The organism is Planctomycetaceae bacterium, from assembly GCA_041398785.1.
Lineage (GTDB): Bacteria > Planctomycetota > Planctomycetia > Planctomycetales > Planctomycetaceae > JAWKUA01.
Genome location: JAWKUA010000002.1, coordinates 305,749 through 328,363, shown reverse-complemented (window position 1 = coordinate 328,363; position 22,615 = coordinate 305,749). Strand labels below are relative to the sequence as shown.

General features: G+C 60.9%; 15 protein-coding genes and 1 pseudogene. 8 read left to right on the top strand and 8 right to left on the bottom strand.

Features of this window, described 5'->3' with window-relative positions; translation table 11 throughout:
* Positions 1-97: 97 nt before the first annotated feature.
* From R3C19_03405 to R3C19_03395, 3 genes and pseudogenes are all read right to left on the bottom strand, one after another.
* Positions 98-493, bottom strand: a pseudogene (locus R3C19_03405) (AhpC/TSA family protein).
* A 12-nt stretch (positions 494-505) separates the two neighbouring features.
* Positions 506-646, bottom strand: coding sequence for a hypothetical protein (locus R3C19_03400; GenBank protein ID MEZ6059389.1), 141 nt, complete (start codon positions 644-646; stop codon positions 506-508).
* A gap of 164 nt (positions 647-810) precedes the next feature.
* Positions 811-1,935: an SUMF1/EgtB/PvdO family nonheme iron enzyme gene (locus R3C19_03395; GenBank protein MEZ6059388.1), complete on the bottom strand. Its 1,125-nt coding sequence runs from the start codon at positions 1,933-1,935 to the stop codon at positions 811-813.
* A gap of 218 nt (positions 1,936-2,153) precedes the next feature.
* Between R3C19_03395 and R3C19_03390 the strand changes: the two genes are divergently transcribed.
* Positions 2,154-3,002, top strand: a complete 849-nt coding sequence (locus R3C19_03390) for a hypothetical protein (protein ID MEZ6059387.1) — start codon at positions 2,154-2,156, stop codon at positions 3,000-3,002.
* 94 nt (positions 3,003-3,096) lie between these two features.
* Positions 3,097-6,396 carry a UTP--glucose-1-phosphate uridylyltransferase gene (locus R3C19_03385; protein ID MEZ6059386.1) on the top strand — a complete coding sequence of 1,100 codons (3,300 nt, stop codon included), beginning with the start codon at positions 3,097-3,099 and terminating at the stop codon, positions 6,394-6,396.
* A 52-nt stretch (positions 6,397-6,448) separates the two neighbouring features.
* Here R3C19_03385 and R3C19_03380 read toward each other — a convergent pair whose 3' ends face one another.
* Both R3C19_03380 and R3C19_03375 read right to left on the bottom strand, forming a co-directional pair.
* Positions 6,449-7,462 carry an aldo/keto reductase gene (locus tag R3C19_03380; GenBank protein MEZ6059385.1) on the bottom strand — a complete coding sequence of 338 codons (1,014 nt, stop codon included), beginning with the start codon at positions 7,460-7,462 and terminating at the stop codon, positions 6,449-6,451.
* Positions 7,463-7,598: 136 nt separating this feature from the next.
* Positions 7,599-8,588, bottom strand: coding sequence for an amidohydrolase family protein (locus tag R3C19_03375; protein MEZ6059384.1), 990 nt, complete (start codon positions 8,586-8,588; stop codon positions 7,599-7,601).
* 219 nt (positions 8,589-8,807) lie between these two features.
* Here R3C19_03375 and R3C19_03370 point away from each other — a divergent pair, with 219 nt between their 5' ends.
* The 5 genes from R3C19_03370 (at position 8,808) to R3C19_03350 (ending at position 16,189) form a co-directional block, all read left to right on the top strand.
* Complete coding sequence (locus tag R3C19_03370; protein MEZ6059383.1) at positions 8,808-10,964, top strand: PSD1 and planctomycete cytochrome C domain-containing protein; 2,157 nt, start codon at positions 8,808-8,810, stop codon at positions 10,962-10,964.
* A gap of 60 nt (positions 10,965-11,024) precedes the next feature.
* On the top strand, positions 11,025-12,455 hold the full coding sequence (locus R3C19_03365) for a DUF1501 domain-containing protein (GenBank protein MEZ6059382.1): 1,431 nt from the start codon (positions 11,025-11,027) through the stop codon (positions 12,453-12,455).
* A gap of 136 nt (positions 12,456-12,591) precedes the next feature.
* Positions 12,592-14,319, top strand: a complete 1,728-nt coding sequence (locus R3C19_03360) for a fatty acyl-AMP ligase (GenBank protein ID MEZ6059381.1) — start codon at positions 12,592-12,594, stop codon at positions 14,317-14,319.
* Between the two features lie 194 nt (positions 14,320-14,513).
* Positions 14,514-15,479 (top strand): DUF1559 domain-containing protein, encoded by a 966-nt coding sequence (locus R3C19_03355; GenBank protein ID MEZ6059380.1) that lies wholly within the window; start codon positions 14,514-14,516, stop codon positions 15,477-15,479.
* Positions 15,480-15,607: 128 nt separating this feature from the next.
* Positions 15,608-16,189, top strand: a complete 582-nt coding sequence (locus R3C19_03350; protein ID MEZ6059379.1) for a hypothetical protein — start codon at positions 15,608-15,610, stop codon at positions 16,187-16,189.
* 90 nt (positions 16,190-16,279) lie between these two features.
* Here R3C19_03350 and R3C19_03345 read toward each other — a convergent pair whose 3' ends face one another.
* Positions 16,280-18,778 (bottom strand): hypothetical protein, encoded by a 2,499-nt coding sequence (locus tag R3C19_03345; protein ID MEZ6059378.1) that lies wholly within the window; start codon positions 18,776-18,778, stop codon positions 16,280-16,282.
* 47 nt (positions 18,779-18,825) lie between these two features.
* Positions 18,826-19,044 carry an acyl carrier protein gene (locus tag R3C19_03340; protein ID MEZ6059377.1) on the bottom strand — a complete coding sequence of 73 codons (219 nt, stop codon included), beginning with the start codon at positions 19,042-19,044 and terminating at the stop codon, positions 18,826-18,828.
* A gap of 231 nt (positions 19,045-19,275) precedes the next feature.
* Between R3C19_03340 and R3C19_03335 the strand changes: the two genes are divergently transcribed.
* A complete protein-coding gene (locus R3C19_03335; GenBank protein MEZ6059376.1) occupies positions 19,276-20,784 on the top strand; it encodes a DUF1501 domain-containing protein in 1,509 nt (502 codons plus the stop codon).
* A 13-nt stretch (positions 20,785-20,797) separates the two neighbouring features.
* Here R3C19_03335 and R3C19_03330 read toward each other — a convergent pair whose 3' ends face one another.
* Positions 20,798-22,603: a HEAT repeat domain-containing protein gene (locus R3C19_03330; protein MEZ6059375.1), complete on the bottom strand. Its 1,806-nt coding sequence runs from the start codon at positions 22,601-22,603 to the stop codon at positions 20,798-20,800.
* Positions 22,604-22,615: the final 12 nt, after the last annotated feature.

Below are 22,615 nucleotides of genomic sequence, written 5' to 3'. Positions count from 1 at the left end.
TCTGCGAACACAACTGCGGCTCGCTGGCAGGTAACAACTCATCTGCCGCTGGCCAGGCAGCACACGTCCCGATTCCGGCAGACTCAGGCAGAAGGTTTCAAAGCGACTCAAGTACAGCGATCAACTCATCGATGCCAGGCACATCAGCCGAATGCGTGGAACGGTGGGCGTATCGGATCTGCCCCGCCGTGTCGATGATAAACACGCCTCCAAGCTGAAGCGCGTCGCCTCGGGGGATCCCCGCACCGCTATTCACAAGCGCGCTGAATCCGGCTTTCCAGACTTCGGGGCCAGCCACGTCGGCCAGCCCGCCGCGTTTCAGTCCGAACGCGCGGTAGGCGATTCGTTCGGGGTCTTCCAGCAGCGGAAACGGCAGTTCGAACTGAGCCCGAAAGGCGGATGCTTGTTTCGGCTCGGCCATCGAAACCACCGCCACACGACCGCCGGCATTCTGAAATCTGCCGTAGTTATCCCGCACGTCGACCACGTGCCTGCGACAGAGTGGTCAGCCCAGATGCCGGACGAAAATCAGCACCACCGGCTGCGCTTCCCAAAGGCTCGAAAGAGTCACGGGACCGTCTGTGCCACAGGCCAGAGTCAGATCCGGCGCCGCAGTGTGCTTGATTTCAGGATCGGAACTCGCCATGAGATTTCGTGTCGATGCAGAAGTCTGTGAATCGGGCAGAAATTGAAGTCCCGCCGACTGGCAGAGTACCACAACTGACGCTGAGACCAACAGGAGTCAACTGCAGTGCCGCCAGGTGGTTTGCGGAAATTCGAGCCCGTCGTCGCAGCCCCGATCCAGGAATTCTACGGCGTCCGCGGAACCGGCACGGTCCTGCGTTCTTTGCCGAGACAGATGCGAAAGCCGTCTCGGGAATCGGAGTACGTGATGCTCGCGATGCCCAGACGAACGGCGCAGCGGGCGTTGCCGGGAACGTCGAAGTAGTTGCCGCCGCGACACACCGGGCGCGAGACGGTGAGTTGTTCCCTGTCCAGATAATGCACTTCTTCGTGTCCGCCGGTGGGGTCGAAGTCGTCGAGAACGAATTCCCAGACGCCGCCGCACATGTCGGCCAGTCCGAAGCCGTTGCGACCGCGTTCGCCGTAGTGATCGACCGGCGACAGGAACGCATAACCGTCGCTCCACGGAGCATTCGCCAGCGGCCAGACGGTGTCTCGCCCCGGCAGAAAATCGACGGCCGAGATGTTGAACCGGCCCTTGCCTTCCATCAGATCGTTGCCCCACCAGAAGTAATGGCTTTCCCGACTTCCACCGCGGCAGGCATAAGCCCATTCGGCTTCGGTGGGCAGCCGAATTTCCAGGTCATCCGCCAGACGCCCCGCTTTGCGTTCCCGATCGGTCAACCAGCGACAGAAGGCTTTCATGTCCTGATAACTGACACAGACGACGGGAAAATCGTCCTGCATCGGAATGCCGAAGCCGGGATCCCGCCAGCTTTTGTCAGACACCGACTTCCACGGATGCACGATTGATGTGCCGCGGTAGTACCGGTCCCATTCGTGATCAAACACCTGAGTCATCCCGCCCGGCTGTTCGGCGTCGGTGACGTAACCGGAATCTTCGATGAACTGCCGAAACTGGCCGCGCGTCACTTCTGTGCGTCCCATCCAGAATCCTTGGCCCACGCGCATCGGACGCGGTTCGCCCTCGTACTGTTCACGCTCCGTTCCCGGCTGAGCACCACCTTCAATACCCGTCGCCCACGCTTTCTCTTCCGCCGTGCTGCCCATTTGGAATGGTCCCGGCGGGATGAAGACCAGTTCCAGACTCACGTCACCGCCGAGATTCAGATTCCTCACGTCACCCTGCTGCGGCTCATCGGCAGCAGCAGAACCCACGAAGGCTGAAGTGACGCAAAGCGAAAGGGCCGCGACGACCAACACCAATTCAACGTTTCGAAGTTTCTTCATGGGGCACACGCTGGAAGGAAGGACGAAGGAAGGACGGACGTGGTTTTTCTTAGCCGGGTCACGATTCATCGCCGTTCCCGGAATAATCCGGGCCGGAGTCTGCGGTAGCTGCCGATTCCGGACACAGGCCGGCGAAGATTTCTGGAAAAGTCCGCGTGATCGGCGTACAAGCACGGTTCTTCGGCTGACTGCCACATTCACCATAGGATCCTCGGTTCATGAAAATCCGCAAGGCGATTATTACGGCCGCCGGCGAGAATCACGCACGATTGCCTCTGCAGACGCTGGTGGACCGGCGCGGCGAAGTCCGGACAGCGCTGCGGTACATGCTGGACGAAGTCATCGAAGCGGGCATTGATGACGTCGCGCTGATCATCAGGCCGGGGCAGGCGGAACACTACGTTTCGGCGGCCGGGCCGCATTCCGGCCGCATCGTGTTTTTCGAACAGGACAATCCTCGCGGTTACGGTGACGCTCTGCTGCGGGCAAGGTCGTTCGTCGACGGCGAAGCCTGTCTGCATCTGGTGTCGGACCATCTGTTCCTGAGTCGCTGTGAAAACAGTTGCGTGCGTCAGTTGATCGATGCCGCAGACCATTACGAATGCGCGGTGTCCGCCATTCAGCCGACGCGGGAAAACGAAGTCACGCAGTTCGGCGCGGTGGGAGGCGTCCCGCTGGCTCAGGCGCAGCACTTGTACGAAGTCAGCACCGTGATTGAAAAGCCGACACCGACCGTCGCCGAACAGAAACTGATCGTGGCCGGCCAGCGCGCCGGATATTACCTGTGCATGTTCGGGATGCATGTGCTGACGGCTCGCGTGTTTGAGCTGCTCGAACGGAGACTGGCGAGTGCCGACCCCGGAGAATCCATCGACCTGAGCAGTTCGCTGAATCAACTGCTGCAGTCGGAACGGTACCTGGCTCTGGTGATCAACGGGTCGCGATACAACATCAGCGAACGTTACGGATTGCTGAAGGCTCAACTGGCGCTCACGCTTTCCGGAGACGATCGCGACCTGCTGTTGACGGAACTCATACGGCTGCTCAGCGAGGCCCAGTCCGGCTGACGAATGTTGCCGGAACCGGCCTCCGGCAAAAGCCCGCGAAGTCCCGCGATTCCGAAGTTCAGTCGCATTCCGGCGAAGATACGAACGACCCCGCATGTCTCCACTGATCGAAATCATCACGACGAATGAAACTCCGCTGCGGCACACGGCGCTGGAATCGGCGTGCGCCGGATTGTCCGCCGATGAACTGCTGCGGGAATGTGGTCACCTGGATGCGTTTCGTCGTCAGTCGCCGAATCTGTACGAACGAGTTCGGGCACTGTTTTTCTTGTATGCCATCCACCGGTTTCAGCTTCCGCCGCTGCTGAAGGGGCGCGAGACCGGCCGCATTCCATACGAAGGTTACGAGTTTCTGCTGAACCGCCGGTTTCCCGAAGCGATCGATCTGTTTCAGGCGACGCAGCGGCTGGACGGGCCGTCCGTCACGGTCAGCAGTGCTCTGGCGGAGTCGTTTCATCGGCTGGCGTTTCAGACTCTGGCTGACCAGGTTCGCCGCAGTGTTCGGTCGGTTCGCGGAAATCAGTGGATGTTTCGCACCGGTCATCCGGCCGACATTCCACTGAAGATTCGTCCGGAACTGAAACGGCCTGGTGCCGCGGGCTATCCGGTTCTGCGCGAACACACGGCGGTCCGGATGGACTTTACTCACAGCGGCTGGAGTGACATTTTCTTTCTGGGAATGGATTTTCCGGAAGGAGCCCGCGTGATCAACGCGTCCGTGAACCTGGCGGTTCGCGGACGTCATGCGGCGCCGGAACCACCCATCGACTGCAGTCTGCGCGTCATTGATGAGCCGGTGCTGCGGCTGGTGAGTATCGACCTGGATTCCGTGGTGGATATTCGTGACATCAACGAGGTCTTTGACTTCGCCCGGGATTATCTGGGACTGCTGAAAGCGGCGGTGATCGCTTCGGGAATTGTCCCGCCGGGAATGGAAGGCTGCGGCGGACGGATTTCGGAAGTCCTGTCGCGGATGATCGGGCCGGGACTGGGCCTGGAAATCGTCAGCCGCGTCAACGATATCCCGAAGGGCTCGCGGCTGGCCGTTTCGACGAACCTGCTGGGATCATTGATTTCGATCTGCATGCGAGCCACCAGTCAGGTGTCGTCGCTGACAGGTCCGCTGGACGAAGACGATCGGCGCATCGTGGCGGCCCGCGCGATCCTTGGCGAATGGCTGGGAGGCTCCGGCGGCGGCTGGCAGGATTCGGGAGGAATCTGGCCGGGCATCAAGCTGATTGAAGGCTGCATGTCCGCTGATGGAGATCCCGAATGGGGCGTCAGTCGCGGACGGCTGATGCCGCAGCACCATGTGTTCAGCCGTGATGAGGTTTCGACGGAATCACGCCGCAGGCTGCAGGACAGTCTGGTTCTGGTCCACGGCGGCATGGCTCAGAACGTCGGACCGATTCTGGAGATGGTGACGGAAAAATACCTGCTGCGCAGTTCCGCTGAATGGAGGGCGCGCGGCCGTGCGATCGAACTTCTCGACCGAGCTGTTCAGGCATTGAAGGACGGCGACATTGCGGCCATCGGGCGAGCCACCGACGAAAACTTCCACCAGCCGCTGCAGGCGATCATTCCATGGTGTACCAACGCGTACACGGAACGTCTGATCGATGAATGTCGGCGACAGTTTGGCAACCGCTTTCACGGTTTCTGGATGCTGGGCGGAATGGCCGGCGGCGGAATGGGGTTCATCTTTGAGCCCGCCATCCGCGAGCAGGCTCAGGACTGGCTGCAGCGGACGATGCTGGACGTCAAACGGGAAATGCAGAGCAGTGTTCCGTTCGCCATGGACCCGGTCGTGTACGATTTTGAAATCAACGACAGCGGCACCAGCGCGGACCTGCGGACCGATGGCGGCATGCCCGTCGGCTATCACGCTCTGATGGTCCCCGGCTGGCTGCGCCGCGGTGTCTCAACGCTGAGCCCGATGGTTCGAACGGAACTGCAGCGCGTCGGCGATGTGTGCCGGATTCAGAACGGTTCCGCCGGACTTGCTTCGCAGCTTCTGCAGCGAATCCTGCCCTCCACGACGCACGAAGACAGAAGTTCCGAGTCGCTGGATGACATCCTGAAAACGAACGGATTCGATTCCATTGCGCATGAACAGATTCGGGAAGACCTGCGCGCCGGCCGGCTGGGGCTGGCTCAGAATCGCCTGCATCCTTCCGCCACGATAGAAGACGTCCGCGCGGGAGACGTCGTCGATGCTCGCGAACAGATTCCGTCCAGCGCCGTCGCCGCGGGCCGTGATGCCCTGTCCCGCGGAGAAGTCGGTGTCGTGACGCTGGCGGCCGGAGTCGGCAGCCGCTGGACTCAGGGCGCCGGCGTGGTCAAGGCGCTGAATCCGTTCTGCCGGCTGGGCGGTGAGTTTCGGTCATTCCTGGACATTCACTTCGCGAAATCCCGGTTCACCGGCGAACAGTTTGGCGTCGCACCCCTGCACATTGTGACGACCGGATACCTGACGGAAGATCCGATTCGCCGCGCGGTCGCTCGCCGCGCCGACGCGGGGCACATCCGAATTTCGCGGGGCCTGGCGGTCGGTCTGCGAATGATTCCCACCGTTCGGGATCTGCAGTTTGCCTGGGAAGAGCTGGCTCAGCAGATTCTGGACGAACAAAAGGAAAAGGTCCGCGCCAGTCTGCGCGCGGCGCTGATCAACTGGGCACGAACCTGCGGCGAAGCGGCCGACTACACGGACAACCTGCCGTCGCAGTGCCTGCATCCGGTCGGCCACTGGTACGAGATTCCCAACCTGCTGAGGAACGGTACGCTGAAGTCGGTTCTGGAAGAACGGCCGCAGTTGAAGTACCTGATGCTGCACAACATCGACACGCTGGGAGCCTGCCTGGACCCGGCGATTCTGGGGATGCACATCGAAGCGGATGCGGATTTGTCATTCGAAGTCATCACGCGACGGCTGGAGGATCGCGGCGGCGGACTCGCGCGCGTCGACGGCCGAGTGCGGCTTGTCGAAGGACTGGCGATGCCGCGCGAAGAAGATGAGTTCTTTCTGACGTGGTACAACTCCGCCACGTCATGGATCAGCATCGACCGGTTGCTGCAGCGGTTTGGCCTGACTCGCGCTGATCTGGGAGATTCGGCCAAGATCGATGCAGCGATCCGGGACATCGGCCGCCGCATGCCGACCTACATCACATTGAAAGACGTCAAGAAGCGCTGGGGCCACGGACAGGAAGACGTCTATCCGGTTTCGCAGTTCGAAAAACTGTGGGGAGACATGTCGGCACTGCCCGACGTTCGCTGCGCATTCCTTGCCGTGCCGACTTTGCGCGGACAGCAGTTGAAGGATCCCGCGCAGCTTGACGGCTGGCTGCGTGACGGTTCCGCGGCGCATATCGAATCGCTGTGCCACTGGACCTGATGAACCAGAACCCTGGAAGCGAACTCATCGTTGCGCGACCGTTTCCGGAAATTCATCGGGTCGGCGAGCGGACCGCATTGTCGCGCCGCAGATGCATCGACTTTTCGATGGATTCGGGATAGCGGTCCGGCAGCGCAGACACGGCGGTCAGTTCCCGCATCGCCTCCTCCGGCAGCGACCATCCGACACAACCCAGGTTGTCGCGCCATTGTTCGATGGTTCTGGCGCCGGCAATCGCCGCCGTGATTCCCGGCCGGTCAAGTACCCAGCGAAGAGCGACCTGAGCCGGCGAACGTCCCAGCTCCCGCGCGATGCGCAGCACCGTTTCGAGTGTCTGATCGGCGCTGGCCGCGAACCAGCTCTCGGAAAACACCCAGCCTTCAGCCGAACGCGTGCCTTCAAGCCGCCGGCTTCCGGGAGCATACTTGCCGGAAAGAAATCCGCCCGCCAGCGGTCCCCAGCACACGACTCCCAGATCGGTGTGGCGGCACAGCGGCAGGATTTCCTGTTCGATGTCACGGACCACCAAACTGTACTGCGGCTGATAACACTCGATGCGATGCAGGCCGTGCCGTTCGCTGGTCCACAGCGCTTCGGACAATCGCCACGCGGGGTAGTTGCTGCACGCGGCATAGCACACTTTTCCCTGATGAATTAAGTCGTCAATCGCCCGCAGAGCTTCTTCGATCGGCGTCTGCACGTCGACATGATGGATGTAGTACAGGTCCACATACTCCATCCGCAGCCGCTTCAGGCTGTCGTCGATCGCGCGCATGATGTGACGACGGGACATCCCGGAATCGTTTGGTCCTGTGCCCATGGGATTGAAGAACTTCGTGGCCACGACGGCCTGGTCGCGGTGACCCTGCAGCGCTTTTCCGAGCATGATTTCCGACTGCCCGTCGCTGTAGGCATTCGCGGTGTCGAAGAAATTGACTCCGGCGTCCAGAGCCTCGCGAACAATGCGTTCGGCATCGTGCTCGCTGGTGCCGTGACCAAACGTCATGGTCCCCAGACAAAACTCGGAAACCTTCAGCCCGGTTCGTCCCATGCGCCGATACTGCATCTGTCGATTCCGCCCGATTCGGAAAACTGGTGTGTCGCCGGCGACGCGGCCGTCTGGTCTGACCCGAGCGGCAGCGAAGCGACCTGTTCATGCGCCGGGCCTGCCGCATCACGGCAGGCCCGGAGCAAACCACTCACTACGCCTCGCGCGGCTGATTCGCGGCGCGGGGTTTCCACTTGTAGGCTTTCACGGAGTTCTTCCAGAAGTACTTTTCCTGAAGCTCGCGCGGCTTGTCGGCGAAGTAGGCTTTGACGATGCCGACGATCTGATCCAGCGGAGCGACGCCGTCGCTGTTCGGCCAGTCGCTGCCGAAGATGATCCGGTCGTCTCCGAACACATCAATCAGCCGGTCCAGCCGCGGTCGATGTACATCCGGATCCTTCACGATCTTGCCGTCAATGCGATGAATCACGGCCGACAGTTTGACAAAGATGTTTTTTCGGCGATGCAGTTCGGCCATGGCCTTGTCATAGGCGGCCTGAGTTGCAGGAGTCGGTTCCAGCCCCGGCAGGTGGTCGATGATGATTCGCAGATCGGGCACGCTGTCATTTACTTTCATCACAGCTTCCAGAAGCGGCACCGTCGGATTAGCGATGTCCAGCGACAGGTCGGTTTCTGACAACAGTCGCATGCCCTTTATGAAGTCATCATTGCTGACCATCTTCGTCAGGTCATAGCCCCACAGGTTGCCGTGACGAATGCCGCGGAACAGCGGGTTCTTTGCGTGCCGAATCAGCAGCTCCGGAAAGTCGGGAGACTCCGGACGAAGGTTGCCGACCAGTCCCAGCATCATGTCATCGGGCTGCATGACCTGCAGCGCCCAAAGGTTGTCTTCGACCCACGGGCTGGCTTCGACCTTGATGGCTCCCGAGATTCCCAGCGGAACAGCCAGCCGGCGATAGTCATCCGGAAGAGAAATCGTCGGCGAATCTCCGCCCGGCCCGACGTACGGGGCTCCCTGGGGACGCGAGCCGTCGAACAGATGGATGTGAGTATCAATGATCGGGACCGGCTTGTCCTGCGCTGGCGCACCCATTGCCGCGGACGCACTCAGCGCCGCTGTTCCCAGAACAAACGTTCGGCGTGTCAGATCGGAACGTGAACGATCGGCGGCGTGAGGGTTCATGGCGGTCTTTCCGGAATTGAGTCGGCGGGATCATCGGGCTCGAACAAGCACGACACACTATGGCCCGGCGCACCTCGGCACGTCCAGCGAAGCAGCATCGCGATGATCCGCGGGAGCCAATCTGCGCGAGCATTCCGCGGATATCTTTGGTAGACTGACGGACGTGATTGATCCCTCCCAGGTTCCCGCAACCATCTTCCTGCCTGATGCGTGGACACCATGAAACGACTATCCCACGTGCTTGTTGCCTGCGCTCTGATTCTCGCCGGTTCGGCCCGTCCTTCGACGGCGCAGGATTCGGCTCAGAATACCGATGACGCGGCTCGCTTCTTTGAATCGAAAATCCGCCCGGTGCTGGTGGAACATTGTTACCAGTGCCATTCGGCCGAATCGGAAACGCTGCAGGGAGGACTGCGGCTGGACACGAAGAAGTCACTGCGGACCGGCGGCGACAGCGGTCCGGCGATTGATGCTGACAAGCCCGCGGACAGCCTGCTGTTGTCGGCGCTCCGCTACGACGGATTCGAAATGCCGCCCGATGCGAAGCTGCCGGACAGTGTGATTCATGACTTCGAAGCGTGGGTTGCCGCCGGAGCCTTCGATCCTCGCACTTCCGACGATTCTCCCGCCGCCACCAGCGCGAAGGAAATCGACATTGAACAGGGACGGCAGTTCTGGTCCTTCCAGCCTCCGCGAAGATCGACGGAACTGGATGAAGCCAAAGTCGCCGATTCGGCTCGCATCGATATTCTCGTGCGCCGGCGACTGGCCGAGGCGGGGATATCTCCGAATGCGTCCGCCAGCCGCGAGGCACTCATCCGGCGCTTGTCGTTCGATCTGATCGGTCTGCCGCCGACGTTCGAACAGGTGCGTGAATTCGCTGCCGAAGATTCCGGGATCACCGTCGAAATGCTGGTGGACCGGCTGCTGGATTCGCCGCGGTATGGCGAACGCTGGGCTCGCGTCTGGATGGATGTGGCTCGCTTTGCCGAAGATCAGGCACATATCGTCGGCGACAACAAGGCGCTGTTCTATCCGAACGCATGGCTATACCGTGACTGGGTCATCAATTCTCTCAACGACGACATGCCGTACGACCGGTTTGTGTCGCTGCAACTGGCCGCGGACTTGATCGCCGCCGACGATTCGGAATCGCAGGCGGCACTGGGCTTTATCGGGCTGGGGCCGAAATACTACAACCGCGGCGATCCGGAAGTGATGGCCGAAGAACTGGAAGATCGTGTCGACGTGGTGGCTCGAGGACTGCAGGGCCTGACGGTCGCCTGCGCCCGGTGCCACGATCACAAATACGATCCGATCCCCACGGAAGACTACTACGCTCTGGCGGGAATCTTCGCCGGAACCGACATGTTCAATAAGGCGATGGACGGCAAGGAAGCCAATGACGACGGCACGGCGAAGGATCCCGGAGAAGCCATGCACGTCGTCCGCGACGGCAAGCCTCAGGATCTGAATGTGATGATTCGCGGCAACGTCAACAATAAGGGCGACGTTGTGCCGCGTGGTTTCCTGACCGTGGCGTTTCCCGGCGACCGGCGCACGTTTGAAGGCGATAGCGGACGAACCGGACTGGCGGAAGCCATCACCGATCCGGCGAATCCGCTGACTGCGCGCGTGATCGTCAATCGCATCTGGCGGCAGTATTTCGGACGCGGCATCGTCGGCACTCCCAGCAACTTCGGTCAGCTCGGCGAACCGCCGACTCACCCGGAACTGCTGGACGATCTGGCGTTTCGGTTCATGCAGAACGGCTGGAGTCTGAAGTGGCTGCACCGGCAGATCGTCCTTTCACAAACATACCAGAAATCGTCCGACATCAGCGACGCCGCGCTGCAGTCCGACGCTCAGAATGCCCTGCTGTGGCGAATCCCGCGGCGACGACTTTCGGTCGAAGCCTGGCGCGACGCAGTCCTGCAGGTCACCGGTCGGCTGGATGAAACGATCGGCGGAACTTCCGTCAGGGCCGATGACCCCGAGGCGACTCGTCGCACGGTGTATTCCGAAATCAGCCGCTTTCAGTTGAATCCCCTGCTGGCGAGATTCGACTTCCCCGATGCCAATGTCCACGCGGCGAAACGTGTTGAAACGAATACTCCGCTGCAGAAGCTGTTTCTGCTGAACAGCCCGTTCATGCAGAAGCAGGCGGAAGTCTTTGCGGAACGAATCCGGCAGCGAGCCGGGGACGCGAATGCTGCCGCCTTCGTCGACGCCGCGTTTGAACTTGCACTGCAGCGACAGCCTGATACCGAAGAACGCAGCGCCGCCGCTGAATTCCTCACGGAACGCCCGGACGACGGACTGCAGCAACTGGCACATTCGCTGCTGGTCAGCAACGAATTCTGGTGGCTGGATTAAAACCCTCCCCACAACTCCGACAAAAACGCAATCGCGGACGACAAACCACGCGGAGTCATCATGAACAGACCCACCACAAAGATTGCCTCAGGGATTCGTGAACTCGCAACGTCGCACGTCAGCCGGCGCTCGATGCTGCAGTCGGCCGGGGCCGGTTTCGGCTGGCTGGCGGCTCGGGGACTGCTGGCCGCCGAGTCGCAGCCGACGCAGCAGCCGCACTATGCCGCGCGAGCCAAACGGGTGATTTTTCTGTTCATGAATGGCGGACCGTCGCACGTCGATACGTTCGACCCGAAGCCCGCCCTGAAGACTCACGAAGGTCTGCCTCCCGAAAAGAAGAAGGATCGCGTCACCAAAACGGCGGGATTCATGCCGTCACCGTTTCGGTTTCGGCCACACGGAGACAGCGGCGTTGTGATGAGTGAGCTGCTGCCGAACCTGAGCACGCTGGCGGATGAACTGTGCGTCGTGCGTTCCATGCACACCGACGTTCCCAATCACGAACCCGGTCTGCTGTTGATGCATTCCGGCCACCAGCAGCCGGTGCGTCCCAGCATCGGTTCGTGGGTGTCCTACGGTCTGGGCGCGGAGAACCGAAACCTGCCGTCGTTTGTCGCACTCTCACCGGGAATTCCGGTCGTCGGCCCGCACCTGTGGTCCAACAGCTTCCTGCCCGGCGAGAACCAGGGAGTCTCCGTCGACACCAATGACCTGGCCGTCGACAAGCTGGTCGCCAACATTCGCAACCCGCTGCTGACTCGCGAACAGCAGCGCAAACAGCTTGACCTGCTGCAGCTACTGAATCGCCGACACGCCGAACAGCGCCAGAACGAACAGCCCCTGGAAGCACAGATCAATTCGATGGAACTGGCGTTTCGGATGCAGCGCAGTGCCGAAGACGCGTTCGATGTTCAGCAGGAAACGCAGTCGACTCGATCGTCCTACGGCGACACATTGTTCGGCCAAAGCTGCCTGCTGGCTCGCCGCCTGGTCGAACGCGGCGTGCGGTACGTTCAGGTGTATTACGTCGATTCGAAAAACAAGCAGCCCTGGGACACGCATTCCAACAACAACAAGTCTCACCAACGACTTTGTGCCGACAGTGACCGCGCTTCGGCGGCGCTGATTCGAGATTTAAAGCAGCGAGGTCTGCTGGAAGATACGCTGGTCGTCTGGGGCGGAGAATTCGGCCGCACGCCGTATTCCGAAATCGGCAAGGACGACGACAAAACAAAGGCCGGCCGGGATCACCACAACACCGGCTTCAGCATGTTTCTTGCCGGAGGCGGTGTGAAGCCCGGCACCATGTTCGGCAACACGGACGAACTGGGACTTCATGCCGTCGAAGACCGCGTGCATGTCCACGACCTGCACGCCACGATGCTGCACCTGATGGGAATCGACCACACTCGCCTGACCTATCGCCATTCCGGCCGGGACTTCCGTCTGACCGACGTTCACGGGCGAGTCGTGGAAGGACTGCTGGCGTAATCTAATCCGACTTCGCGCGAAGGCGGCGGCAACATGGAAGCAGGGAGATGTGGATGAGATCGCATTCGCCGGCGATGCCGCGGGAATGACCAGCTGCCCTGCGCAGCGTGCCGCGCTGCGGCTTTGACCGATTTTCATGCCATCATTCAGTACGATTCTGGAAGAAGCTGCCGCTCAGTCGCCGGACAAGCGGCTGTTTGTTTTTCCGGAAACGCGATCGCGCCCGGCTGAGACACTGACGTATGGCGATCTGGCGTCACACGCGCGCGCGGCGGCTTATGTGCTGGCGCTTCATGCGCGTCGGGGCGATCGTGCTGTGCTGATGTTTCCGACCGGCTCAGCGTTCTGGGAAGCGTTCTTCGGCTGCCTTGCTCATGGCGTGATCGCGGTTCCCGTGAACATTCCCAATCTGAACCGCAGCAGCGAAATGCTCCGGCAGGTCTGCCGCGACTGCTCGCCGGCGGTTCTGATGACCGACAGCAGGACGGCTGATCTGCTGCAGCGCCGGGCAGACCGGCATCCCTGGTTCGATGGTCTGCGGGTGATTACACCGGACGACTGGCGAGGCAATCCGGGTTGCGCGGCGATCGAAGCGTCGCGAGGTTCCGAGACGGCGTTTCTGCAGTACACGTCCGGTTCGACCGCGCGACCGAAAGGTGTGCAGGTGTCTCACGATAATCTGCTGGCGAATGCGGAAATGATCCGCCGCGCAATGGGAATTCGAACCGGCGGCGACATCGGCGTCACCTGGCTGCCGCACTACCACGACATGGGACTCGTCGGCAGCTACCTGGAAACACTGTTCACGAGAAACACAACGTGGTGCCTGCAGCCGGAAGATTTTGTACTGAATCCGGCGATGTGGCTTCGGCTGATTTCCGAGCATCAAGCCGGCATCTGCGGCGGGCCTGACTTTGCCTATCGGCTGTGCTTCGAAAAATGCGGGGCTGACGAAATCGGGAACATCGATCTGTCCTCGTGGAGAGTTGCCTACATCGGTGCCGAACGAATTCGTGAACAGACACTGCATCGGTTCAGCGAAAAGTTCGCCGCCGCCGGTTTTCGGAAGTCGGCATTTTTTCCCTGCTACGGACTGGGCGAAGCGACTCTGCTGGCGACGGGAGGGCCCGCGGAAAGCGATCCCGTCATTCGCAGCGTCAGCGTTTCCGCGCTGGGCGACAACCTGGTGTTACCCCCGAAGTCAGATGCCGACACGATTCGTCTGGTCGGCAGTGGAAGCACGATCGACGGCTGCCGCGTGATGATTCTGGATTCGGTTTCGCTGTGTCCGCTGGATGACGAACATGTCGGTGAAATCTTTCTCAGCGGTGCATCCGTGACGGATGGCTGCTTTCATGATTCGGCGGCCAGTGAAGCAGTGTTGCGCGCCTTGACGCCGGGCGGAACATCGCAGCGGTATCTGCGGACGGGAGACCTGGGTTTTGTTTCCGCAGGGCAGTTGTTCGTTACCGGAAGAACCAGGGAAATCATCATCGTTCGCGGCAGAAACCTGTATCCGGATGACATTGAACAACACATTAGTCAGGCTCACGATACTGTCGAACCCGGCGGCATCGCCGCATTTGGTGTGGACGTGGACGGCCAGGAATCGCTTGTCATTGCCGCGGAATTGCGGCGAACGGCCGTCAATCTCAGCAGTCCCGAATCTGTCATGTCGAAGCTGCGGCACCTGGTGACGGAAGGGTTCGGAATCAGTCCGGCCGACATCCTGCTGCTGCGGCCTGCGTCTATTCCCCGGACAAGCAGCGGGAAACTCAAACGCGTCGAACTGCGGAATTTGTACTCGGCCGGCACGCTGGAATCGCTGTTCCGTCAGAACTCGGAGCCGGCTGGAGGACAATAGCGGTATCGCCGGCAAGCAGCAGGTGTCGCGGATTCCGCAATTCCTGGTATTGGACCGCCCGTGCGGACTACGGTATCTTTGATATTCAGGCTCGGGCCTGTCTGCCGCACACTTCGTCGGCCGATTCCGGGCTGTGTAGCCGTCGATCATCCTTTTCACTCCGTTCCTCTCCCTTCGTCGATGGAGACTGTTCCATGTTTCGAGCAACACAAACTCGCCGTGGTTTCACGCTGATAGAGTTGCTGGTGGTGATCGCGATTATCGCGATCCTGATTGCTCTGTTGCTCCCGGCCGTGCAGCAGGCGCGCGAAGCGGCGCGCCGCACTCAGTGCAGGAATAATCTGAAGCAGATGGGTCTGGCGCTGCACAATTATCATGATGTGCATGGCCTGTTTCCCGCGGCCAGCTACCTGGACAAGTCGCCGGGCGGCAATATCAATTCCCAGTGGGCCTGGTCGGTGATGATCATGCCCTTCCTGGATCAGGCGCCCCTTTGGAACGCACTGAACGTGGGGCCGGATACTTTCGAACAGGCTGCCAACGATCCCGTGCGGCGCAAGATGCTGGTGACCGGCCTGCCGGCGTTCATTTGTCCCAGCGATCCGGAGGAATCGATCAATCGAAACCGGCCGTTCCTGCAGAAAAGCGGCGGCGGGTTATGTGTCGGCATGATTCTGCCCGAGACAGTCATGTTTGCGAAATCCAACTACATGGGCTGCAACGGCAACCGTGACAATGACGGTGTTTTCGACAGCGGTAACAACCGGAAAATCGGGCTGCGCGATATTACCGACGGAACGTCAAACACGATCATCGTCGGAGAACGGGGCAGCAAACGGGGACACTGGGCCGGTGTCTGGGCCGGCCAGGAACTGACCTGCGACGGCATTACCAACGTCTGGTGTCTTGTCGGCAAGACGGAATTCAAGATGAACTCCGGCAAGTTCAGCGATCAGTCCAGCACCACCGCCGTTGACGATCCGCTGATCGCATTCAGCAGCGAACACACGGGAGGTGCTCAGTTTCTGCTGGCGGACGGGTCTGTTCGTTTCATCAGCGAAAACGTGGAATGGGACGATGACCCCAGCGGAGGAAACGACAAGGGCATCTACCACAGCCTGGGTTCCATTCAGGACGGGAATGTCATCGGCGAATTCTGACGGCTGCCAGTCGGCGAAATTGCTCTCCTTCGGCTCACACATTCACCAGCGGATCGAAATGACGCCTCGCCGCGAAACGTGGTGACACCGCGCCTTCTGATCTGCGTTCCCTGATTGGTGGAATTGAAATGTTTTGTGAACAGATGCGTTTGTCGTCGGCGACGGCCTTCCGGATCACGATGCTGTCGATCCTTGCCCTGCCCGTCATGGCCGGTTGCGGCGGAAGCTACTACGGTCCCAGTGAATATGAGCTGGCGAAGCAGAAGCAGCAGGGATTCAGCGATCTCATTGCCGAAGCCGGAGGAACCGCCTCAAAGGAAGGGAAACGGATGTTCGGCTTCGAAATGACCGGCTGGCTGGTTGATCTGTCCGGGGCTGAGATTTCCGACGACCTGATCGAATCCATTACCGAAGTCGCGGCGAAGGATGCCGTCTTTCAGCTTGTGCTCAGCAAGTCGACGATCACTGACGATCAACTCAGTCAGCTCGCCGACGGCGGGGTCTTTCAGAAGATGGTCGTTCTGGATGTCACCGAGACGGCAGTGACAGACGCGGGGCTGGACAGGCTGACCGACGTTCACTGCATCACCGAACTCAAACTCAAGGGTTCCTCGGCAACGAAAGCCGGTGCCGCCCGGCTGGGTTCCAGGCAGATCGCCAATCCTGACACACCCGCTCCGTTCAAAAAACAGCCCAAAGTCGACATCTGAATGCTCCCTTGACGCACGCGCCGGACTCTGATTTTTCGGCGAACCCGGGGTTCGGTTGTTCCAACAGAACTGCGTGCGAAATTCGGGCGTTTACCGATCGGGCAGCATTGCGGGAATAGTCTCCGCCATTTTCGCCAGAGCTTCGGCGATCAGCCGGTGTCCCTTCGCGATCGGGTGATGTTCGTCGGTCGATCGGAACAGCCCGTCGATGTCTTCGCCGTTCGTCCAGTCGGAAAGTCGACAAACGACAAAGCCGGCGTCTTCGGCCAGTTCCGTCAGTTGGTCACCGGGATCTTCCGCCAGCGAGCCCGGCATCGGAATGTACACCCAGACCGGCACGATGCCGCGGCTGCCGCATTCTTCGACGATTGAGCGATACGCCGCGGCGAGCAGGTCCGTAGTGAAGGGAAGCAGGCGGCTCTGAATCGCTCCCGCGGGCATGTCGGACGAAACGCGGGCATTGACGGCGACGTGCTGCAGATGTCCGGAAGGCAGCTCCCGTCCGGCGGCAATCAGCCTGGACGCATGGCCGGTCAGTTCGTTGAATTCGTCCTGATGAGCGACGTAGTACATCGCGTCCGGTTCGAAGGCGACCACTTTTCTCCGGACGCGTACCAGTCGATGAATCGCCCACTGCCTGCCGACTCCGAAGTTCAAAACTTCCACCCGCCGGCTGCCGAATCGCCCGGTCGAATTCAGTTCTTCTTCAAAGACCCGCGTGAAAACTTCGTCGTCTGCCACGCCGTAGCCCATGACGATGCTGGAACCAACCATCGCGATTCGCCCTGTGTCGACAGGTTTGTGCAGCGTGATCGAATCGCGGTCCCGCATTCCGAACTGATTGACGGAAAACGCGGCACCATCCAGTTCCGTTGAGATTCCCGGCACGAGTTCAACTTCCTGGTACTCATCGGTCGCGCGGGAAACCTGTTCGAAGCCGCGGGCCTGCGCGCGGCGAGTTTCGTCCTGTGGCGAAAAGGCACGAATCAGCGGTCCCGCCTGAGTCTCCGCTTCGTTCAGATCTTCGTAGTAACTCATCAGTTGCCCGCGCGCGGATTCCTGTGCGGCCGCGTCCGTTCGAAAGTCGGCCAATGTCCGCGCGACTTCGGGACTCAGCAGTCTGCTGAACCACGGCGACGCCAGCACCAGAACCACTGCCAAACCTGAGATGTGCAGCCGGGCAGAATCCCGGAAGCTCAATGCCGGCCATGGCGACGGAAATCGCCACAGTCGCTGTCCGACGACTCTCACAGCCGTCATGACAGCGACAGCGGCCAGCAGCCAGAGCGCCACCACGACCAGTCCGTTGCTGAAGTCCGGCCGGTCAGCGGCTTCGATGATCGTTGACAGAAATCCGGGTCTCGTCCAGCAGGCCCAGAACAGGCTGACCAGAACGAACATGCCGACGGTTCGCCACGAAACGCTGACCGCCGCAAGCCAGCCGGATTGATTCCGTTCGACGCCGCGCTGAGCATCGAACAGTGCGTTGACCGCCACACAACAGCCGACACCCAGCCACAGAAAGGCATCGTTGATCGTCACCGGAAATCGGCCGCGCAGCCAGAACGTCTGCCAGGAATGCAGCAGCCAGGTGGCGACAAACACGCACAGGACGCTCACGACGATCGCCGCTCTGACGGACCAACCGCGCCGGCGCACCGCGAAGAACGCCGGAAAGAAGAACACTTTCGTCATGAAGTCCTTCCAGTAGATGTTGATCCTTCTCCAGATGTCGCTGAAGCTCGATGCCAGGAAGTATAGATGATGCGTTCGCGGAAGATTGAAGCCGAACAGATGCAGCAGGCCGGTGATCAGGTGAAACTGACCGGAAACCTGCAGGTACAGCGCGTAGTTCGTCGCCATGAAAACCGCGATGCGACGCACGTCGTGCAGTTCGTGAGGTTCCGGAATCAGATTCGCTTTGACGAACCGGTACAGCACCAAATGAATCATCCCGCGGACGATCCATCGGACGCCGCGCTGGTAAATTTCCCATTCGTCGGAGTCGTAATATGTGTCACGAAACGTCCGGTAGTCGACAACGGGAAACAGTGGAAAACAGACGTTCGGCAGCATAAAGAAATACGAAACGACCGACGCAGGCGAAGGTCTGACGGACTGGTTTCGCTGTTCAACAAAAAACAGCAACAGCCGGAACATGAACATCGAACCGAGTATCGGCCAGAACGGCATCGGAAACCGGACTCTTGCCAAGGCCAGAACCATCGTCGCCGCGGCAAGGACGCATCCCTTCTGAATACGACTGATCGGCAGATAGAAGGTCCCTATCAGGCAGCCGCCGAGGACCAGTGTCCGGACGCCGCCGTCGATTCCGGGAACCAGCACCACGATTGACACGGAAAGCAGTGCAAAGAACCGCAGCCGCTGTGTCACCGGCAGCCAGCTGTGGATGGAAAACCCGGCGATTGAAGCGCACAGCACCGGAAGCAGGTGACGGCGTTCTTCAATTCGGAACAGATGGACGACGGCCGCGATCAGCACGAGTTCCGTCAGCAGCAGCGCGAAGCGCCCAATGCGCCCGCCACTGCCGGCTGAGGAAAATCGGGAGTCAGTGTCGCTGGCCGACATGCGTCACGGGATTCCTGGCGGGCGGCATGTCGATGGCATCGTGACTTTCAGGCCGCGCCGCCCATCAGGTTCGCGACATGCTGCGAAAGCGCGGTGATTGTCGGGTGATCGTCCAGCGGGTTTTCGGAAAAACGAATTCCACAGCGCTCTTCCAGCTTTGCCACAAACGCAACAACACGGATCGAATCAATGCCGAGCGACAGCAGCGTTTGATCGGGAAGAATCGATTCGGGCGGAATATTCAGTTCCCCTGCCAGCTCAGTCACGATCCACGTCCGGATGTCCTCAGCCCTGCTGTCCGACAGAGAAACAGATTCGGTGTGTTGCGGGGTATCTTTCACGGCGTTCGATTATGGTGACGGGTCAGCAGCCCGGCAAGCGTCGGTGAACGGGCCCGCGCCTGGTGGGGCACGCGGCACCGCACAGCGGCACATTGACCCCGGATCATCCGTTGCGGCATAATCAGTTGCGGACACTTGTGTTCAGGAAGCGATGCGATGCTCAGAATTCTCGGATCGTCAAACCCGTTCGGTCCTGTGTGCGGTCGTCGCGACGCGATGCAGGTCGGTGCGCTTGCCGGCGGAGCCCTGACTCTTCCCGAACTTCTGCGTCTGGAATCGGCGTCAGCCGCAGAAGGTTCAATCAACCGGACGTTCGGTCGGGCGAAGAATATCCTGTTGCTGTATCTGCAGGGCGCGGCTTCGCACTTTGAAACATGGGATCCGAAACCCGACGCGCCGGAAGGAATCCGGGGCCAGTGGAGTGCGATTCCCACCGCGGTCCCCGGCACGTTCATCTGTGAAATGCTGCCGAAGCTGTCCGGCCTGACGGGTAAGATGGCACTCATCCGGTCGATGACTCACGACCACAACAATCATTCGAATCTGTATACGCTGTCGGGATTCCCGGCCGTCGATTTTTCCAGTGAGACAAACCCGTTCGACACACGGCACCGACCGTTCTTCGGCAGCGTTCTGGATTACCTTGCCGACCGGGACGGCACGGGCGAACGGCCGGAACTGCCGCGAAACATCGGGCTTCCCTGGCAGTTCAGCAACTTTGCACCGTTTTCGCGGCGAGCGGGACCGTACGGTTCGTTTCTGGGCCACGGCTACAACCCGGTCTGGACGGAATTCGACGGGAAGGCCACCCGGTCAGTGCCGCGAGTTTCATTCTTCAATCAGTTAAGGGATGTGGAAGTTGCCGATCCGTTTTTGGGCATCACTCCGGAAAGCCGGTTGCGAATTTCGAAAGACGCACAGCTTCGCGACGGCCTGACGCTGGATCGTCTGGACCGCCGACGAAGTCTGCTGCATCAGCTTGACGACCAGCGCCGGCATCTGAGCGAACAGATGGCCGGCCGAAGTCTCGATCGCTTTGCGGGCATGGCTTATTCCCTGATGACGTCGAGCAAACTTCATGATGCGCTGGATGTCGGACGGGAGCCCATGTCGGTTCGAGAAAAGTACGGCATGAATCTGTTCGGCCAGTCGGCACTGACCGCGAGGCGGTTGCTGGAAGCCGGGTGCCGTCTGGTCTCAGTTTTCTGGGACGAATACAAAGTCGTCAACACGGCCTGGGACACGCACTTCAATCACTTCAAACGTCTGGGAAATGAACTGCTGCCGGGGTTCGACGCGGGAGTCAGCAGCCTGCTGACGGATATGGACGATCGCGGGATGCTGGACGAAACGCTGGTGCTGTGTCTGACGGAGCACGGGCGGACGCCGAAGATCAACAACATGGACCGCGGCGGCGGTCGGGATCACTGGTCGAAGGCCTACAGCGTGATGCTGGCCGGAGCCGGAATTCGCGGCGGAACGGTCGTCGGAGCGACGGACAGCATCGGATCATTCGTCGCGAATCGTCCGGTCAGCCCCGAAGACATCCTGGCGACGATGTATCACCTGAAAGGCATCGCACCGGAAACAACGATTCCGGACCGGGGAAACCGCCCGACGCGGCTGGTCGACCATGGTGCCGTCATTGAAGAACTGCTGGCCTGACAATCGCGGCGGCTCAGGGATCGATCGGACGCAGGAACGCATCGGGCGGAGACACCAGCCGCGTTTCGAGTTCCGGCAGATCTTCGCCGGTGATCTGTTCAATCGCCCAGCCGCAGGCCTCGCGGATGCGTTCGCCCGGCGGATCTTTGCCATACACGTGCCGCAGCGCTCGCATGGCCGCCGCCGCCTTCATGCGGCCAAGGCTGGTGGCGGCGTTGGCGCGGACTTCGACGGGTTCCGGATACGGGATCTCTCCGTCGTCGGCGACTCGCTGCCCCAGAAGCTTCATCAGTTCCGGCTGCGGATCGTCTTCGTGCAGCCGTCCCAGTGCCCAGATCGCCGCCCCGCGGGATCGCGGTCCAAGGTCGTAGCGGCGAGGAACAAATTTCAGCAGCACCGGTTCCGGCTGTGAATACTTCATCATTCCAAACGCCTGAAACAGATGAGACAGGCACGCGTCGTGTCCGCGGCTCAGCGGTTCGCGGTCGCCGTCGCCGGGGTCCGCCGGAAAACGGTCGGTGATGGAAGTTGCGAACTGCGCCATGCCGGGCAGTGTGTCACGAACGGCAAGCTGACTCAGCGACCAGGCTGCCGTTACGTGAACCTCCGCACGTTCGAAGTTCAGCAGCCCCACAAGCCTTTCGGCACCGGGCTTGTGGTCGAGTTCACCGAGCAGCCGAGCGGCCTGCTCCAGACCTCGCCAGCTTTGCGAAGTCAAAACGGCCATCGCTTCGTCGCGAACAGCCGCGTCGAATTCCGGCTGACCGGCCAGCGAAAGCAGCGATTCGCGGACATAGTTGCGAACATCGGGGTGGCTGTCATCCAGCAACCTGCCGAGTGTCCCGATAGTGTCATTGTCCGGCCGTTCCACCAGAGACCGGGCCGCCAGTTGACGAACGACGGCGTCGCGGCTTTCCAGCAACCGCGGAACGAGCGGTCGAAGATGCCGCGGTTCAAGCTCCAGCAGCCTGCGCAGGACAATCGCTGCGACGGCCGGCTGATCATCCACGGCCAGTTGCAGCATCAGCTCGCGAGCGTCGTCGCTGCTGTGTGTCAGCAACAGATTCGCGGCGACGAGCCGATCAACGATGCCTCGCCCGACCGAACTTTCGGCCATCAGCCTGGCGTCGCCGGTCAGACCGTCGGATCGCAACCGGCCCAGCGACTGCGCCGCCGCCAGACGCACCGCCGCCGTGTTTCCGCGATCCAGTGCCAGCAGCCGCAGCGCGTCACCCGCGCGGACGTCGCCGGTTGCGAGGACGCCTTCGATCGCCAGCATCAGGCGCTGCGGCGTTGCGGAGCGTGCATCGTTCAGCCGGGTGAGCCAGACGTCATTGATCGGATTGTAGCCCCAGCTCCCCAGCGCCGGTTCCACCAGCAGCGACTCCGCGGTGCCGCCAGCCGCAGCGAGTTCGGACAGCGCGCCGGCGGCTTCTCGAAAGTCCAGTTCGATCAGCGCTTCGGCAATCGTCTGTCGAACAGCGGAATGCGACGACAGCGAAAGTGCGTTCAGCAAGTCCGGGCCCATGTCGTCCACGTCCGGGCAGCCGCGCTGATGTTCACGAAGAACCGCAGCTGCGGCTTCGCGACGCAGGTCCTCCTCCTGTCCGGCCAGAGCTTCTCGCCAAAGCTGTTTCCAGTGTGCCGGTACATGCCGCACGATGTGCTGCCGCGGCAGTTCCGGATCATGGTCCATGATTGAAGGCAACTGAGGCACACCCGCAGGAACACTTTCCGCGCAGAGTGCCAGCAGCGCGGCAATGGCCGGCACGGCCGCTCGGGCGGGTTTTGAAATGAATTCCGGAATTTTCGCAATCAACGGACACCGACC

Coding starts and splice junctions, on each gene's coding strand:
- R3C19_03400 (MEZ6059389.1), bottom strand. CDS start 646: ATGGCGAGTTCCGATCCTGAAATCAAGCACACTGCGGCGCCGGATCTG.
- R3C19_03395 (MEZ6059388.1), bottom strand. CDS start 1,935: ATGAAGAAACTTCGAAACGTTGAATTGGTGTTGGTCGTCGCGGCCCTT.
- R3C19_03390 (MEZ6059387.1), top strand. CDS start 2,154: ATGAAAATCCGCAAGGCGATTATTACGGCCGCCGGCGAGAATCACGCA.
- R3C19_03385 (MEZ6059386.1), top strand. CDS start 3,097: ATGTCTCCACTGATCGAAATCATCACGACGAATGAAACTCCGCTGCGG.
- R3C19_03380 (MEZ6059385.1), bottom strand. CDS start 7,462: ATGCAGTATCGGCGCATGGGACGAACCGGGCTGAAGGTTTCCGAGTTT.
- R3C19_03375 (MEZ6059384.1), bottom strand. CDS start 8,588: ATGAACCCTCACGCCGCCGATCGTTCACGTTCCGATCTGACACGCCGA.
- R3C19_03370 (MEZ6059383.1), top strand. CDS start 8,808: ATGAAACGACTATCCCACGTGCTTGTTGCCTGCGCTCTGATTCTCGCC.
- R3C19_03365 (MEZ6059382.1), top strand. CDS start 11,025: ATGAACAGACCCACCACAAAGATTGCCTCAGGGATTCGTGAACTCGCA.
- R3C19_03360 (MEZ6059381.1), top strand. CDS start 12,592: ATGCCATCATTCAGTACGATTCTGGAAGAAGCTGCCGCTCAGTCGCCG.
- R3C19_03355 (MEZ6059380.1), top strand. CDS start 14,514: ATGTTTCGAGCAACACAAACTCGCCGTGGTTTCACGCTGATAGAGTTG.
- R3C19_03350 (MEZ6059379.1), top strand. CDS start 15,608: ATGTTTTGTGAACAGATGCGTTTGTCGTCGGCGACGGCCTTCCGGATC.
- R3C19_03345 (MEZ6059378.1), bottom strand. CDS start 18,778: ATGTCGGCCAGCGACACTGACTCCCGATTTTCCTCAGCCGGCAGTGGC.
- R3C19_03335 (MEZ6059376.1), top strand. CDS start 19,276: ATGCTCAGAATTCTCGGATCGTCAAACCCGTTCGGTCCTGTGTGCGGT.